This window comes from Bradyrhizobium aeschynomenes (assembly GCF_013178945.1).
Classification (GTDB): domain Bacteria; phylum Pseudomonadota; class Alphaproteobacteria; order Rhizobiales; family Xanthobacteraceae; genus Bradyrhizobium; species Bradyrhizobium aeschynomenes.
Window position 1 is genome coordinate 771,084 of the sequence record NZ_JABFDM010000002.1, and the last position, 16,230, is coordinate 787,313.

Here is a 16,230-nt window from a genome sequence, read left to right on the forward strand (position 1 = left end):
CGGCTGCGCGCGGACCGGCATCCTGGCACGCGCGATCCGCGGGATGAACCCGCCACATGCGGGGACCGGGGTTGCGTCCCGCGGATATAGGAGCAAGGCCGCGACCGGCGCAAGCCAACCGGCCTGCGTTTCGTCGCCGCTCCATTTTGCGCCGCAGCAAGCGCGGCTCCCCTGTTTCGCCTCCGGCCGGCCATCATTCCGGATGGCAGAATTTCCAGCTCGAAGATTCATTTCCGAGATGTGAACTGCTTCACATCGCCGTCCGATCGCCGTGGCTAGTCTCCTCGTCATAGACATGACGGCATCTCGAAAGGACGCCGGACACCATTTCAGAACCGATACTTTCGCCAGTTCTTATTGCGTAGTCTTTCAGCACGTAGACATTTGATCCAAGTTGCGACGCCGTCTCCTTCACCCAGGTGAGGGGGACGGCGTCCTCGTTTTCGGCCCGCCCTCACACCGCCATCTTGCGATGCCTCACCGGTGCGCCGGTGAGGCTCTCGGCGGCGTCGATGATCGCGTTCGCGTCCATGCCGTTGTGGCGATAGAGATCGTCGATCGTGCCGGTCTGGCCGAACTTCTCCACCCCCAACGCCTCGACGCGGTGGCCGCGCACCGAGCCGAGCCAGCCGAGCGTCGCCGGATGGCCGTCGATGACGGTGACGATGCCGCAATCGCGCGGCAGCGGCGCGAGCATCTGCTCGATATGGCTGAGATGCGACACGCCACGGCGATGCCGGCGCAGGCTGCGCGCCGCGGTCCAGCCGGCATGCAGGCGGTCGGCCGAGGTGATCGCGAGCAGGCCGACATCGCGGCGGGATTCGCCGATCAGCCCGGTGGCCTCGATCGCTTCCGGCGCAACCGTCCCCGTATAGGCGATGATCACCTCCGCGTTTGGTCCCGGCTTGCGCAGCCAATAGGCGCCGGCGGCGATGTCCGCTTCCATCTCCGGCGTCATGATGCGCTGCGGCTGGTCGACCGGGCGGGTCGACAGCCGCAGGTACACCGAACCGCCCTCGCCCGGCTCACGCTGCATATGGGCAAAGCCCCATTTCATGATCGCGGCAAGCTCGTCGACGAAAGCCGGCTCGAACGACGACAGCCCGTCCTGCGCCATGCCGATCAGCGGCGTCGCGATCGACTGGTGCGCGCCGCCCTCCGGCGCGAGCGTGACGCCCGACGGTGTCGCGACCACCATGAAACGGGCATCCTGATAGCAGGCGTAGTTCAGCGCATCGAGGCCGCGTTCGATGAAGGGATCGTACAGCGTGACGATCGGCAGCAGTCGCGCGCCGTTGATGGAATGCGACAGGCCGAGCGCCGAGGCCATGATGAACAGGTTCATCTCGGCAATGCCGAGCTCGATGTGCTGGCCCTTCGGCGACGCCGCCCAGTTGAAGGTCGAGGGGATCTTCTCGCTGCGGAACAGATCGGCCTTTTCGGCATGCGCGAACAGGCCGCGGCGGTTGACCCAGGCGCCGAGATTGGTCGACACGGTGACGTCCGGCGAGGACGTCACGATGCGTGAGGCCATCGCGGTCTCGCTGCGCGCGAGGTCGTTGAGGATCAGGCCAAAACCCTGCTGCGTCGACATCTGCGCCGCCGCGGTGAAAGTCAGCCGCTCCGGCACGTCGAACACGGCATCGTCGAGCCGGCGGCCGTCGCGGTTGAACGGCACGGATTTGAGGAACGCCTCCAAGGTCGCCGCGTCCTGCGTCAGGCCCTCGAATTTGTCCCACTCATGGCCCGGGCGGATGTTCTGCTGCGCGCGCCAGGTCTCCATCTGCGCGACCGTCATCAGGCCGGCGTGATTGTCCTTGTGGCCCTGGAACGGCAGGCCGACACCCTTGATGGTGTAGGCGATGAAGCAGACCGGGCGGTCGTGGTCGATGGACTCGAACGCCTCCAGCATGCTTGCCATGTCGTGGCCGCCGAGATTCGACATCAGCGCCAGCAGCTCGTCGTCGCTGCGCTTGTCGAGCAGCCGCGTCACGTCGCCCTGGTCGCCGATCTCATCCTGAATGTGCTTGCGGAAGGCCGCGCCGCCCTGGAAGCACAGCGCCGCGTACAGCGCGTTCGGGCAATTGTCGATCCAGCGGCGCAGCGCCTCGCCGCCCGGCTCGGCGAAGGCCTCGCGCATCAGCCGGCCGTATTTGACGATCACCACGTCCCAGCCGAAATTACGGAACATGGTCTCGAACTTCTCCCAAAGACCCTCGCGCACGACGGCATCCAGGCTCTGGCGGTTGTAGTCGACGATCCACCAGGTGTTGCGCAGGCCGTGCTTCCAGCCCTCCGCCAGCGCCTCGAAGATGTTGCCCTCGTCCATCTCGGCGTCGCCGACCAGCGCAATCATGCGGCCCTCGCGACGATCCTTCATCCAGCCATGCGCCTTGACGTAGTCCTGCACCAGCGAGGAGAACAGCGTCTGCGCGACGCCGAGGCCGACCGAGCCGGTGGAGAAGTCGACGTCGTCGACGTCCTTGGTGCGCGACGGATAGGACTGCGCGCCCTTGAAGCCGCGGAAATTCTCCAGCTTCTCGCGCGTCTGGCGGCCGAACAGATATTGGATGGCGTGGAACACCGGGCTCGCATGCGGCTTGACCGCGACGCGGTCCTCGGGGCGCAACACTGAGAAGTACAGCGCCGACATGATGGTGGCGAGCGAGGCCGAGGAGGCCTGATGGCCGCCGACCTTCAGGCCGTCGGTGTTCGGCCGGATGTGGTTCGCATGGTGGATGGTCCAGGACGACAGCCACAGCGCCTTGCGGGTCAGCGCGTTCAGGATGGCGAGACGGTCTGACGATGCGGATGCTGTCGATGCGGATGGCCTGGCCATGGCGCGCTGCTCCCAGGGGTGTTCGGGTGGATTCGTTGACTCTAATCCCGGCAGGCCGGCCATAATTCTCAATTTTTCGCGCACGGACGGTCAGTGTTGGGATAATTTCCCATCAGAACGATCTTTTCCGGGACGATATCCCAATGCCCGACCTCGACGCCATCGACCGCAAGATCCTCGGCCACCTCCAGTCCGACGGACGCATCACCATGCAGGAGCTCGCCGACAAGGTCGGCCTGTCGGTCTCGCCCTGCCACCGCCGCGTCAAGCTCCTGGAGGAGCGCGGCGTCATCACTCGCTATCTCGCGACCGTCGACCAGAAGGCGCTCGGGCTGCACGTCTCGGTCTTCATCTCGATCAAGCTGGCGCGGCAGAAGGAGGAGGATCTGAAGCGCTTCGAAAAGGCGATCTCGGCGTGGCCCGAGGTGCTCGAGTGCTATCTGATGACCGGTAACCGCGACTATCTGCTGCGCGTGGTCGCAGCCGATCTGTCGTCGTATGAGGCGTTCCTGAAGACCAAGCTGACGCGGCTCGACGGCATCGCGTCGATCGAAAGTAGCTTTGCGCTGAGCCAGGTGAAGTACTCGATCGCGCTGCCGGTGTGAGCCGGGTCCTATCCACGACCTCCGCTGTCGTCCCGGCGAACGCCGGGACCCATACGCCGCGGCGGGTGGGATGGAGAAAGACTGGGGCGGCATCGTGCGTAACAACGTCTCCCTGGGGCTATGGGTCCCGGATCGGCGCGTGCTGCGCACGCTTGTCCGGGACGACAGCGGAGAGCCAAGCGAGAGTTTCGGCCATCTCTAGCGCTCGGCCATGAGAGACCTCGCATGAACCCCTGTCTCTTCGCCGTCATTCCGGGGCGCGCGGAGCGCGAGCCCGGAATCCATAACCACGATCGGGAGTATGGATTCCGGGCCCGCGCCGCTGCGCGTCGCGTCCCGGAATGACGACCTTTGTCGTGTCAACGGAATTGCCACAAGCATCTGGGGGACCATACGAGGCAGGTCATTGAACACGCCTCATCACCACATGCATTCGCCGTCCCGCGACGCGTTGCGTCCGGGTGGTTGAATGATCTCGTCGCCCTCGATAACGAAGGGCGCAGGGAAGGCCGGGCGCTGGCCGCGCCCGTGGCCCGCCTGCGGAGAAAATGCAGGCGGCAGGTACCACAGGTCTGGCCGAACACGCCCGGCCCTCCCTGCGCGATGGTTTTGACGGCTGCTTCGCAGTCTCCCCGGTGCGCCGGGCTTTCTGGCCACCGTTGCCTGCGCGGCGCGTGAGCGCCGGCACAAGCGTGACACCAGCGTCGGGGTGTCAGGACCGTGCGACTTGACCGTGCGCGCCGGATCGTTCGTCCACGCGGCACCAGCCACGCTGCGATCCGACACGCCCACCGCATTCCGCTGCCGACGTCCATGACGACCGCGATACGTCCCCTCCGACGCAACGGAACGAGCGGGAGCATAATGCCGATTTTACGAAATCGCCAAGCGGTTTATTTTTCAGCGGAGGGCTGGACAGGATTTTCGCAGGCGATCTGATTTGCCCGACGAGCAGTCGCAAGGTCACATCGCGCGACGGATGCGTTTGCAACGCCGATCGGCTCCGGTTCCTTGTACCCCGGATGAGCAGCAGCCGAGCCCGAAGGGCGAAGGCGAACGCGATATCCGAGGTCTCACGAGGTGCGGGTGCGAACCCGGATGTCGCTTCGCTCATCCGGGCCACGCGCCGCGATCGCGCCTGCGATCTGTCACAGCCAAGGCCGTCATTGATCCAGATCAAACGCCTCGCCAAAACATCTCCCGCCCCCGATCAAATCCTTGATGTTCCTCGGTTTGATCCAGATCAAACGGCCGCAACCCAACCGCAGCATGGCCCAGACACGTCCATATTGGCCGTCAAAAAGCGCCACATCTCGCCGTCAGATTCTGCGGCACAGCATGCGCTGATGACGCGAACTAACAGGCACGGCGGACCAACACGTCCGGCCCGACGTCGTCACACCAGCGCGCCCGTACAGAGAAACCAGCGTCCTGGAAAGCAATGCGAAACAACAGCGCTCAACGTTCGGCTCAACACGATTATGCTTCGTACCAACGACAGACCCGGCCGCTCACCCATGTGGCCGTGAACGTGGCTCCTGCCCGATATCAGCCGGCCGCGCAGCCCGGCAGCCGCAGCACGGGGCGCGGCGAGCGGCGGTTCTGGCTGACGATGCAGACGGTGATGCTGGTCGTCGGCGTTCTGCTGGTGAATCTCCTGCTGTTCTTTCCCGCGCTCGGCATCGCCTTGATGTGGAATCTGCTGATTCCGGTCGCGCCGGCGCTGGTGACGATCTCGCCCGGGCTGTGGCGCAACATCTGTCCGATGGCGACCTTCCATCTGCTGCCGAACAAGATGGGGATCTCGCAGAACATCCGGATGCCGGAATGGGGCGCGGCGACGCTCGCGGTGATCAGCGTGACGCTTCTCTTCATCGTGGTGCCGATGCGACGCATCGGACTCAATGTCGACGGCCCGCTGACGGCGGTCATGCTGCTGTCGGCTGCGTTCATGGCGTTCGCGATGGGCTCGGTGTTCGAGATGCGCTCGGGCTGGTGCACCTCGCTGTGCCCGATCCATCCGGTCGAGCGGCTCTACGGCACCAACCCGGCGCTGACCTTCAAGAACGCCCGCTGCAACATCTGCGAGGCCTGCAGCAATCCCTGCCCCGACTCGACACCGGAGCTCACGCCGACCGCGGGCGTGCCGACGAAGGTCCAGCAGTTCCTCGGCAGCTTCCTGATCGGCAGCTTTCCGGGCTTCGTGTGGGGCTGGTTCCAGGTGCCGGACTATCCGCCGCAGCAGGTCGGCAGCGCCGAGATCATCACGGCCTATGTCTGGCCGTTCGGTGCGGCCATCATCAGCTACGTCGTGTTCAGGATCGGCGAGCATCTGCTGCGCTACAAGCCCGCGACCCGCACCCGGATGCATCGCATCTTCGCGGCGACCGCGATCAGCACCTATTATTGGTACCGCCTGCCGGGCCCGGCCTCGCTGCTGCCGGACTGGTTTCCGCTGGTCTCGCATCTCGTCACGACGCCGTTCTTCTTCTGGTTCCTGGTGCTGCGCTCGCCGAAGGTGAGCTGGCTGAAGCGGCCGGTGATGGCGTCGAACTACTGGTCGAGCCGGTTCGAGAGCACGACCAACAAGAACCTGATCCGCGTCTCACCCGGCAAGGCGTGATCGCGCGGCACAAGCCCCAACACAGTCATCGCGTATTCGATCGAGGAGTTGATCATGTCGAACTTCAGGACCGTCACCGTCAAAGGCCGCCAGTTCCGCGTCCGCGCGGGTGACGTGCTGCTCGATGGGGCGCTCGCCAACGGCGTCGAGATTCCGTTCGACTGCCGCGCCGGCACCTGCGGCACCTGCATGGTCCACGTCTCCAAGGGCCAGACGGTGTGCGGCGAGACCCATACGCAAGGCATGATCTACGCGTGCCAGGCGCGCGTGGTGTCAGATCTCGACGTCGAGATGGAGGACGTGCCCGAGATCGACATCAGCAAGGCGCGGCTCGTCGGCCTGCGCGAGGTCGCGCCCGACATCATGGAGCTGATGATCGCGCCGGAGAAAAGCATCAGCTATCTGCCGGGGCAGTACTTCAAGTTCACCTTCAACGGCTATCCGGCGCGCGCCTATAGTCCGACGGCGTCGTTCGACGGCCGCATCGGCGGCCGCGTCATCCATCTCAACATCAAGCGCGTGCGCGGCGGACGCGTGACGACGGCGCTCGGCAGCGGCATCCGTCCCGGGCATCGGCTGCGCATCCAGGGGCCGTATGGTCATGCCTTCCTGCGCCCCGGCGGGACCGGCCGGCTGATCCTCGTCGGCAGCGGCACCGGCTTTGCGCCGATCTGGGCGATCGCGGCGATGGCGCTACGCGAGCAGCGGAGCCGGCCGATGGTCATCATCGCCGGCGCCAAAAAGCTGCCGCAGCTCTACATGACGCCGATCCTGGCGCAGTTGGCGCGACTGCCGAACGTCACGATCATTCCGACCGTGGAGGAAGGCCCGATCAACCATCCCTCGATCCGCACCGGGCGCATCGAGCCGCATATGCCGACGCTGACTGCCTCCGACGTGGTCTATGCCTGCGGCTCGCCGCGCATGGTGAGCGCGCTCGCCGGCATGGTGGAGAAGGCCGGCGCGACGTTCTACGCCGATCCGTTCGACCCGGCCCCGCCGGAAGCGCCGTCAGGCCTGATCGGCCGCATCAAGACGCTGGTGGCACGGCGCGCGCCGGAGCCGGAGCCCAGCCGCGACAGCGGCAAGGGCCGCGAGCCCTCGGTCGATCCGTTCGAGCGCGCGCTGTCGCTGGTGCCCAAGGATCCGATCGAGGACGATCTCGCCCCGCGCCGCCCCGAACCGCGCCGCAGCACGGCCGCCGAACGCGACCACGCGCTGTCGCTGGTCCGCGAGCGCGCGCTCGGCGAGCAGGCCTCATTGCAGGAGCGCCCGCGGCGCGCTGCGGGGCAGATGGCGTCAGGGCATGTGTGAGGGGCGACAGCGGAAACTCCAATCTCGCCGTCACTCCGGGGCGCTCGCAAAGCGAGCGAGCCCGGAGTCCATAGCCACGAACCGAAGTTGTGACGTACGACGATAACTCAGGCTGTCCGACTCACGACCGACACGGCGTATGGATTCCGGGCTCGCGCTGTCGCGCGCCCCGGAATGACAATGGGGGTGTGGAGACCGCGTGCCTCAGATCAGCTTCCGCCGTGCCAAGCTGCGCATCAACGCCCCAACGCCGAACGTCCACGGCTCGCATTCGTCGCTGTTGCGCATGCGGTTGACGAGGCGGCCGAGCTGGGGCGCTGAAATCGTGACGATGTCGTCGCGCTTGTGGGTAAAACCCTGCCCCGGCGCATCGCGGTCCTTCACCGGTGCGAACATGGTGCCGAGGAACAGCGCGAAGCCGTCGGGATATTGATGCACGGCGCCGATGGTCTGAGAAACGAGATCGGTCGGATCGCGGCTGATCTTGCTGATGGAGGAATGGCCGTCGAGCACGAAGCCGTCGCTGCCGGTCACGTTCAGCGCGACGTCCATCTTGCGCACATCATCCAGCGTGAAGCTCTTGTCGAACAGGCGCAGCAGCGGGCCGATGGCGCAGGAGGCGTTGTTGTCCTTGGCCTTGGACAGCAGCAGCGCCGAGCGGCCCTCGAAGTCGCGCAGATTGACGTCGTTGCCGAGCGTGGCGCCGACGATGGCGCCGCGGCTCGAGACCACCAGCACGACCTCCGGCTCCGGATTGTTCCAGGTCGATTTCGGATGCAGCCCGGCATCCATGCCGGTGCCGACCGACGACAAGGTCGGCGCCTTGGTGAAGACCTCGGCGTCGGGGCCGATGCCGACCTCGAGATACTGGCTCCAGGCGTTCTGCTCGATCAGCACCTGCTTGAGGTGCATCGCCTGTTCCGAGCCCGGCTTGAGCTTGGAGAAATCGTCGCCGACCAGGCGCACCACCTCTGTCCGGATCGCCTCGGCGGAGGCCGGATTGCCGCGGGCGCGCTCCTCGATCACGCGCTCCAGCATCGAGATCGCGAAGGTGACGCCGGCGGCCTTCAGCACCTGCAGATCGACCGGCGCCAGCAGCCATGGCTTGGCGGGATCGCGGCGATCGGGCGACGTGTTGGCGAGGATGGCGGCGAGATCGCCGATGCGCTCGCCCTTCATCGCTCGCAGCGCCGCGGCCGGATCATCCTGCTCGCAGAGGGCGCTGACGGTGGGGAAAGCCGAGGTCACGTCGAACACGCCGTCGTCGCGCACGGCCACCACCGCCGGGCCATCGACGTCAGGTCGCCAGATGCGGCCGACCAGCGTTCCGCTGGCGCCGTCGTCCGGCAGGACGGATTCGGGCGTGAGATCGATCATGGCTGCATGCTCCCCTGTTGTTCTTGTTGCTCAGCGCACCCGTAGCATCGGCGGGCGCAGGCTCCAAGCCACACAGTCTCATTTCGGGGAGGAGGCCGGGCGACCGAGCGCCGCTCAGGGATTGGGCGAGCTTTCGCCGGCGACCTGCAGCAGTTGCGAGCGGCGGACGCGCTCGCGATGGGCGGTGTAGAGGCCGCTGGAGACGATGAAGGCGGCGCCGACGATGGTCCAGACGTCCGGCAGCTCGCCGAACACCAGGAAGCCGAGGATGCTGACCCACAGCAGCTGGGTGTAGGAGAACGGCGCCAGCACCGAGGCATCGGCATAGCGGAAGGCAAGCACGACGATCCACTGCCCCATGGTCGAGGCGACGCCGACCAGCACGCCGAAGGCGATGTCCTGCCAGGACGGCGTGACCCACACGAACGGCACCATCATCGAGAGCAGGCAGACGCCGGCGATCGACGAATAGGTCATGATGGTGATCGCGTGCTCGCGCCCGCTCATCATACGCGTCATGATCAACGTGCAGGCCCAGGCGAAGGCCGAGACGATGGGGAACAACGCGGCGAGATGGAATGCGCCGGTGCCGGGCCTCAGGATGATCAGCACCCCGCACAGGCCGACGGCGGTGGCGATCCAGCGGCGCAGTCCGACCTTCTCGCTGAGGAAGACGATCGACAGCGCGGTGACGAACAGCGGCGCGACGAAGCCCGTCGCCGAGGCCTCGGCGATCGGCAGATAGCGTAAACCCGTGATGAACATCAGCGACGAGCCGAGCAGCGCGATGCCGCGCAACAGCTGGAACTTGAGCTGCTCCGTTCGCATCGCAAACAGCGGCGAGCCCGGAATCATCGCCGGTACCATGATCAGCGAGAAGATGACGAAGCGGATCCAGGTGATCTCGATCGAGGGCAAGGTCTTGGAGAGATATTTCGCGGTGACGTCGGAGGTGCCGAGGAACACGGTCGACAGCAGGATCAGCGCGATGCCGCGGAATGGCCGGTCGGCGCGCGCGGGCGCGCGCTTGCGCTCCGGCTGCGGCTTGTCCTGCAACGTCGTCGGCACGTCGTCGAGCCGCGCGGCGGCAGCCGCGCTGGGTGGCGGGGTCACGGTCGAACTCGGAATTGGAATGCGAAACGAATCGGTGAGTGGCGACAAAACGCCAATCACGGCTCGCCGACAACCCGTCGAAAGCGGGCAGCACTTATGCGTTGCTCACGCGCCGGTAGCAAATATCCGTAATACTCCGTGATGCTGCGCTACAGCATCGGCAGGCCGCGCGGCTTCGGCCCGCGCGGGAAGGCGCGATCGATCGCGGCGATCTCGGCGGCGGTCAGCGCGATATCGCCGGCGGCGGCATTCTCCTCCGCATGCTCCGGCCGCGACGCCTTGGGGATCGCCAGCAGCGAGGACGCACGGGTGAGGAAGGCGAGCGCGACCTGGCGCGGCGTGGCCTTGTGCTGCTGGGCGATCCGCTGCAAGACTTCGCCGCCAGGACTGCGCGCCTCCGGGAAGTCATCGTGGCCGAACGGCGAATAGGCGACCACGGCGACGCCGTGCTGACCGCACCAGGGAATGACCGCGTGCTCGATGGCCCGCTCCTGCAGATGGTACAGCACCTGATTGCAGGCGATCTTGCCCTCGCCCGCGACGTCAAGCAGCTCGTCGAGATCGTCGACGTCGAAATTGCTGACGCCCCAGGACGCGATCTTGCCGGCGGCCTTGAGCTCCTCGAACGCGGCGACGGTCTCCTCCAGCGGATAGGAGCCCGGCCAATGCAGCAGATAACAGTCGAGCCGGTCCGTCTTGAGGCGCTTCAGCGAGCGTTCGCAGGCGGTGATCGTGCCGTTGCGCGAGGCGTTGCTGGGCAGCACCTTCGACACCAGAAACACCTCGTCGCGGCGGCCGGCAATCGCCTCGGCGATGACCAGTTCGGCGTCGCCATACATCTCGGCGGTGTCGATGTGGCTCATGCCGCGGTCCAGGCCGCGCTGCAACGTGGTGACGGCCCGTTTGCGGTCGGCATGGTCGAGATACCAGGTGCCCTGCCCGATCACGGACACACTCGCACCGCCGGTTCCGAATGTCTTGTGCTTCATGGCGGCCAGCTTAGAGGATGGCGGCGGTGGCGTCGATTGGCCACCGCCGTCATTGCGAGCGCAGCGAAGCAATCCAGGGTGGTGGGCGGGACTCTGGATTGCTTCGCTTCGCTCGCAATGACGTTGTTGAACTAGCTCGCCACTCTGACGGATGCCTCGGCCTGCGGCGGCACCTGCGCGATCAGCCGCTTCATCTCGGGGATGCACGAGCCGCAATTGGTGCCGGCCTTGAGCTGCGCGCCGATCGCGGCCGGCGTGCGCGCACCGGCCGCGATCGCCTCGCAGATGGTGTCGCGGCCGACGCCGAAGCATGCGCAGACGATCGGGCCGCCACCGGTGCCATCGGCCGCGCGGCCGGACAACAGCATGCGGCGCTGCTCCTCGTCGAGACGATCGGCGGCGAACATCGTCTTCACGACGTTCCAGTCGCCGGCATCATGACCGGGGCCGACGAACAGGCACGTCTCGATGCGATCATCGGTGAAGGACGCCGCGCGATAGACGCCGCCGCCGACATCCATGTAGTCGGCGACGTCCTCGGTGGCGTGCGCCTTCAGCCAGGCCGGCCAGCGCGAGAGGTCGCCATTGTCGGCGAACAGATAGCCGAAGCCGCCCGGCACCGTGGCGCGCACCCACCACAGATTGGACGGCAGCGGAACCTCGTGACGTGCGAGGATGAAACCGCGGAACACATACTCGTAGGGGCTGATCGCGGCCGGCGTCGCCTTGGCCTCGGGCTGGCCGGAGAACGGATCGGTGTGCGACGCGACCAGCGCGCCGACGCGGCCATGCGAGGCGTTGGTCGCATTCCAGTGGATCGGCGCGAACAGCATGCCGCGCTGCTGGCGCTCGCTGACGACGACCTTGAGGATGCACTGGCCGTGCTCGGTTGCGACCTTGGCGAAGCCGTCATGCATCAGGCCGTAGCGCAGCGCGTCGTCCGGATTCACCTCGACGAACGGCTCCGGCAGATGCGCCCCCAGACGCGGGCTGAGGCCCGTGCGCGTCATCGTGTGCCATTGGTCGCGGATGCGCCCGGTGTTGAGGCGCAAGGGACGCGCGGCGGTGGTCTCGCCGCGCAGCGCCGGCACCTCGGGCGCGACGAAGCGCGCCTTGCGGTCGTTGGTGTAGAAGGCGCCGTCGGCGAAGAAGCGCGGTGACGGCGGCCTCCCCGCAGGCGCGGGCCACTGCACCGGGGCCATCGTGTCATATTCGTCGTCCGACAGCGTCGCCAGCGCGCCGATGTCGAAGTCGCGGCTGCCGTCGTTCTCGAACGCCGACAGCGCAGCATGCTCGCGAAACACGTCGGCCGCGGAATTGTAGTTGAAGGCGGAGGCGAAGCCGAGCCGCTTGCCGACCTCGCTGAGGATCCACCAATCCGGCATGGCCTCACCGGCCGGTGGAAGAAACGCGCGCTGGCGCGAGATGCGGCGCTCGGAGTTGGTGACGGTGCCCGACTTCTCGCCCCAGGCCTGCGCCGGCAGCAGCACATGGGCGCCGACATCCACGGTGTCGTTGGAGCGGACATTCTCGGAGACGACGAACAGCTCGAGCTTCTTCAGCGCGGCACGCACCAGATCGGCATCCGGAAGCGACACCGCGGGATTGGTGCCGATCACCCACAGCGCCTTGATCCGGCCGCGCGCGATCGCCTCGAACATCTGCACCGCCTTCAGCCCTTCATGGGTAGCGATGTTGGACGCCTTCCAGAAGCGTCTGACACGATCCGTGTCCGGCGGCGTGAAACCCATGTGGGCGGCGAGCTGATTGGCGAGACCGCCGACCTCGCGCCCGCCCATCGCATTCGGCTGGCCCGTCAGCGAGAACGGCCCCATGCCGGGCTTGCCGATGCGCGCACTGGCAAGGTGGCAGTTGAGGATCGCGTTGACCTTGTCGGTGCCTTGCGCCGACTGGTTGACACCCTGCGAATACAGCGTGACGACCTTCGATGTATCGCGGAACAGCTTGAAGAAGGCCGCGACGTCGGCCTCCGACAGGCCGGTCGCGAGCGCGGTGGCGCTGGCGCTGCCGGCGAGGCTGCGGGCGCGCGCAAGCGCGTCGTCGAAGCCCAGCGTGTGGCGCGCGATGTAGTCGCGATCGAGCGCGCCGGCGTCGGCGAGATGCACCAGCAGGCCGGAGAACAGCGCCGCGTCGGTGCCCGGCTTGAGCCCCAGGAACAGGTCCGCTTCCTCAGCCGTGTCGGTGCGGCGCGGGTCGACGACGACGAATTTGGCGCCCCGTCCCTGCTTGTTGGCGAGCATGCGCTGGTACAGCACCGGGTGGCACCAGGCGGCATTGCTGCCGACGAACACCAAGAGATCGGCCTGGTCGAGGTCCTCATAGGTTCCGGGCACGGTGTCGGCGCCGAAGCCGCGGCGGTGGCCGGCGACCGAGGAGGCCATGCACAGCCGCGAATTGGTATCGACATTCGCCGAGCCGAGAAAGCCCTTCATCAGCTTGTTGGCGACGTAATAGTCCTCGGTCAGCATCTGGCCGGAGAGATAGAACGCCACCGCATCCTCGCCGTCGCGGGCGACGATGTGCTTCATGCGGCTCGCGACATGGTCGAGCGCATCGCTCCAGGCGACGCGCTCCATGCCACCCTTGCAGCGGATCATCGGATGCAGCAGGCGGTTGTCCAGCCCGAGCGTCTCGCCGAGCGCCGAGCCCTTGGAGCAGAGCCGGCCGAGATTGGCCGGATGCACGGGATCACCTGAAACGGCGGCGCCGCCGTTGCCGTCGGGCGTGGCCAGCACGCCGCAACCGACACCACAATAGGGACAGGCCGTGCGCACCGTGCGCAGCTTGGGATCGACATTGGTCATCGTCGTGCGGGCCCCCCTCACGCAGCCTTCGGCCGCGTCCCCACGCGGCCGAACATCATCGCCGTCCGGATCGACGCGATCGGCTCGCGATTGCGGATCAGGTCGCGATACCACAAGGCGTCCTGTGTCTCGCCAATCAGCACGGCGCCAGTGAGGCGCCCCTGCGCGATGACGAGCTTCTTGTAGATGCCGCGCCTCACGTCATTGAGCACGATCGACTCGCTGCCCTCGGCTCCGATGAAATCGCCGGCCGAAAACACCGAGACGCCCGACACTTTCAGGTTGGTCGACACGACGCTGCCGCCATAGGCTGCCTTGCGCCCGGCCAGATGGCGCGCCAGAGTCCGCGCCTGCTCGTAAGCCGGCTCGACCAGCCCATAGCAGGTGCCGCGATGCTCGGCGCATTCGCCGAGCGCGAAGATGCCGGGCGCCGATGTCTGCATGGCGTCGTCGACCACGATGCCGCGGTTGACGGCAAGCCCCGCCTCCTTGGCGAGCGCGACATTGGGCTTGATGCCGGCGGCGAAGATCACGGCGTCGGCGGCGATGCGCCGTCCATCGGCGAGTTCGACACCGTCGACGCAGCCATCGCCATGAATGGCCGCGGTGCTGGCATTGAGCAGCACCTCGATGCCCTTGCGCGCCACCAGCGCCTTGAGCAGCGCGGCGGCCGGCGCATCGAGCTGCCGCTCCATCAGCCGGTCCATCAGATGCAGCAACGTGACCCTGGCGCCGGCGCGCGCCAGGCCGTAGGCCGCTTCCAGCCCGAGCAGCCCGCCGCCGACGACCACGACGCGCTTCTTCCGCGCCGCGAGCGCCAGCAGCACGTCGGTGTCGCGGCTGTCGCGGAACGTGTGCACGCCGCGCAGATCGGCCCCCGGCACAGGGAGCCTCAACGGCAGCGAGCCGGTGGCCAGGACCAGGCGCGAGAACGCCACGTTCTCGTCGTTCTCGATTCGAAGCTCGCGGCGGCCGACATCGATGCCGGTGACCCGCGCACCATATTTCAAGGTCACGCCGCGCTCGCGCCACCAGGCGGCCGGCTTGAGCTCGATCTCGTGCGACGCCGCCTCGCCGGCCAGAACCGATGACAGCAGCACACGGTTATAGGCGAGCCGCGGCTCCTCGCCGATGACGGCGATGGCGTAGCGGCCGAGCGCCGTCTGCGACAGCTCCTCGACCAGCTTTGCAGCGGCCATGCCGTTGCCGACGATGACGAGCGGTTCACTCAACGCCTCTACTCCGCCGCCTGCGCCTTGCCGTAGGCTTCGGCAATCATGTAGCTCGAGAGCGTGCCGTAGGCAGCGGTCCATGCCGCGGCGACCTCGGGATTCCACGCTGCGCCCAGCCCCTTCTCGAGCGTCCACAACAGGGCGGAGCCGACCACCGGATAGTGCTCGGGCCTGGCACCATAGTCCACATGGCGCTTGGCCAGTGCGCTCGCGGCCGGCAGGATCGCAGGCAAGTCGGACAATCCATTCACGACGACGTTGAGCGTCGCCATCAGCTTCTTGCGCTGCTCGGTGAGATCGTCGGGAAACATCACGCGCACCTGCGGCGCGACCTCGAACAGGCGGTTGTAGAAGATGGTTGCGGCCTGCTCCGAGATCGGCGCGACCTTGGCGAAGCTGTCCTGAACGAGCGTGATCTGAGACGGAGTCATGACGAAATCCTTCGATGCAACAATCGGGCCTCGTTGGTCGCCTGGTGAAGGACGGCGGTTCGATCCGCCGTCCGTCGCCGCTCGTTACGCCGCCTCGACGAAACGATGCCGCTCGTAGAGGAACTCCAGCACACGCTGGCGGCATTTGACGTAGGTCGGGTTGGTCGCCAGCTCGAGCCGCTTGCGCGGACGCGGCAGCGCGACCTCGAGCACCTCGCCGATATGCGCACTCGGGCCGTTGGTCATCATCACGATGCGGTCCGACAGCAGCACGGCCTCATCGACGTCGTGGGTGATCATCAGGATGGTGTTGCCGAGCTTCTGATGCAGAGCCATCACCGAGTCCTGCAGATGCGCGCGGGTCAGCGCATCGAGCGCGCCGAACGGCTCGTCGAGCAGCAGCACCTTCGGCTCCATGGCTAGCGCCCGCGCAATGCCGACGCGCTGCTTCATGCCGCCGGAGATCTCGCTCGGGCGCTTGTCCTTGGCGTGAGCCATCTGCACCAGGTTGAGATTATGCAAGGTCCAGGCGTCGCGCTCGGCGCGGGTCTTGGACCTGCTGAACACCTTGTCGACGCCGAGACGCACGTTCTCATAGACCGTGAGCCAGGGCAGCAGGCTGTGGTTCTGGAACACCACGGCGCGGTCGGGTCCCGGCGAGTTGACCTCGCGCTCCTCCAGCAGCACGCCGCCGGTCGTGGCCGTGGTGAGGCCGGCGACGATGTTGAGCATCGTCGACTTGCCGCAGCCGGAGTGGCCGATGATCGAGACGTATTCGCCCTTTTCGATCGTCAGGTTGATGTCCTTCAACACCTCGGTGGTCGCGGCGCCGCGGGTGAAGGTCTTGTCGACGTGATCGAGCTTCAGATAGGCCATGATATT

The 16,230-nt window shown here is 66.6% G+C and carries 11 protein-coding genes; 3 read left to right on the plus strand and 8 right to left on the minus strand.

Features of this window, described 5'->3' with window-relative positions; all coding sequences use genetic code 11:
- Positions 1 to 454 precede the first annotated feature (454 nt).
- The gene (locus HL666_RS08105; protein ID WP_172180774.1) at positions 455 to 2,839 is read right to left on the minus strand and encodes a thiamine pyrophosphate-binding protein; all 2,385 of its coding nucleotides are present in this window, start codon (positions 2,837 to 2,839) and stop codon (positions 455 to 457) included.
- A gap of 143 nt (positions 2,840 to 2,982) precedes the next feature.
- Here HL666_RS08105 and HL666_RS08110 point away from each other — a divergent pair, with 143 nt between their 5' ends.
- The 3 genes from HL666_RS08110 (at position 2,983) to HL666_RS08120 (ending at position 7,381) form a co-directional block, all read left to right on the plus strand.
- A complete protein-coding gene (locus tag HL666_RS08110; RefSeq protein WP_172111947.1) occupies positions 2,983 to 3,444 on the plus strand; it encodes an Lrp/AsnC family transcriptional regulator in 462 nt (153 codons plus the stop codon).
- A 1,519-nt stretch (positions 3,445 to 4,963) separates the two neighbouring features.
- The gene (locus HL666_RS08115) at positions 4,964 to 6,067 is read left to right on the plus strand and encodes a ferredoxin family protein (protein WP_172111946.1); all 1,104 of its coding nucleotides are present in this window, start codon (positions 4,964 to 4,966) and stop codon (positions 6,065 to 6,067) included.
- 54 nt (positions 6,068 to 6,121) lie between these two features.
- Entirely contained in the window at positions 6,122 to 7,381 is a 1,260-nt protein-coding gene (locus tag HL666_RS08120) for a 2Fe-2S iron-sulfur cluster-binding protein (RefSeq protein WP_172180776.1), read from the plus strand.
- Positions 7,382 to 7,585: 204 nt separating this feature from the next.
- Here the strand turns inward: HL666_RS08120 and HL666_RS08125 are convergent, their stop codons facing one another.
- From HL666_RS08125 to HL666_RS08155, 7 genes are all read right to left on the minus strand, one after another.
- The gene (locus HL666_RS08125; protein WP_172180778.1) at positions 7,586 to 8,758 is read right to left on the minus strand and encodes a fumarylacetoacetate hydrolase family protein; all 1,173 of its coding nucleotides are present in this window, start codon (positions 8,756 to 8,758) and stop codon (positions 7,586 to 7,588) included.
- A 114-nt stretch (positions 8,759 to 8,872) separates the two neighbouring features.
- The gene (locus HL666_RS08130) at positions 8,873 to 9,826 is read right to left on the minus strand and encodes a DMT family transporter (protein ID WP_172180978.1); all 954 of its coding nucleotides are present in this window, start codon (positions 9,824 to 9,826) and stop codon (positions 8,873 to 8,875) included.
- Positions 9,827 to 10,020: 194 nt separating this feature from the next.
- Entirely contained in the window at positions 10,021 to 10,860 is an 840-nt protein-coding gene (locus HL666_RS08135) for an aldo/keto reductase (protein WP_172180780.1), read from the minus strand.
- 131 nt (positions 10,861 to 10,991) lie between these two features.
- Positions 10,992 to 13,685: a nitrate reductase gene (locus HL666_RS08140; RefSeq protein ID WP_172111942.1), complete on the minus strand. Its 2,694-nt coding sequence runs from the start codon at positions 13,683 to 13,685 to the stop codon at positions 10,992 to 10,994.
- A 17-nt stretch (positions 13,686 to 13,702) separates the two neighbouring features.
- Positions 13,703 to 14,917, minus strand: coding sequence for an NAD(P)/FAD-dependent oxidoreductase (locus HL666_RS08145; protein WP_172111941.1), 1,215 nt, complete (start codon positions 14,915 to 14,917; stop codon positions 13,703 to 13,705).
- A gap of 5 nt (positions 14,918 to 14,922) precedes the next feature.
- Positions 14,923 to 15,348, minus strand: a complete 426-nt coding sequence (locus HL666_RS08150; RefSeq protein ID WP_172111940.1) for a globin family protein — start codon at positions 15,346 to 15,348, stop codon at positions 14,923 to 14,925.
- Positions 15,349 to 15,432: 84 nt separating this feature from the next.
- Positions 15,433 to 16,227 (minus strand): ABC transporter ATP-binding protein, encoded by a 795-nt coding sequence (locus HL666_RS08155; protein WP_172112162.1) that lies wholly within the window; start codon positions 16,225 to 16,227, stop codon positions 15,433 to 15,435.
- Positions 16,228 to 16,230: the final 3 nt, after the last annotated feature.

Coding starts and splice junctions, on each gene's coding strand:
- HL666_RS08105 (WP_172180774.1), bottom strand. CDS start 2,839: ATGGCCAGGCCATCCGCATCGACAGCATCCGCATCGTCAGACCGTCTC.
- HL666_RS08110 (WP_172111947.1), top strand. CDS start 2,983: ATGCCCGACCTCGACGCCATCGACCGCAAGATCCTCGGCCACCTCCAG.
- HL666_RS08120 (WP_172180776.1), top strand. CDS start 6,122: ATGTCGAACTTCAGGACCGTCACCGTCAAAGGCCGCCAGTTCCGCGTC.
- HL666_RS08125 (WP_172180778.1), bottom strand. CDS start 8,758: ATGATCGATCTCACGCCCGAATCCGTCCTGCCGGACGACGGCGCCAGC.
- HL666_RS08135 (WP_172180780.1), bottom strand. CDS start 10,860: ATGAAGCACAAGACATTCGGAACCGGCGGTGCGAGTGTGTCCGTGATC.
- HL666_RS08140 (WP_172111942.1), bottom strand. CDS start 13,685: ATGACCAATGTCGATCCCAAGCTGCGCACGGTGCGCACGGCCTGTCCC.
- HL666_RS08150 (WP_172111940.1), bottom strand. CDS start 15,348: ATGACTCCGTCTCAGATCACGCTCGTTCAGGACAGCTTCGCCAAGGTC.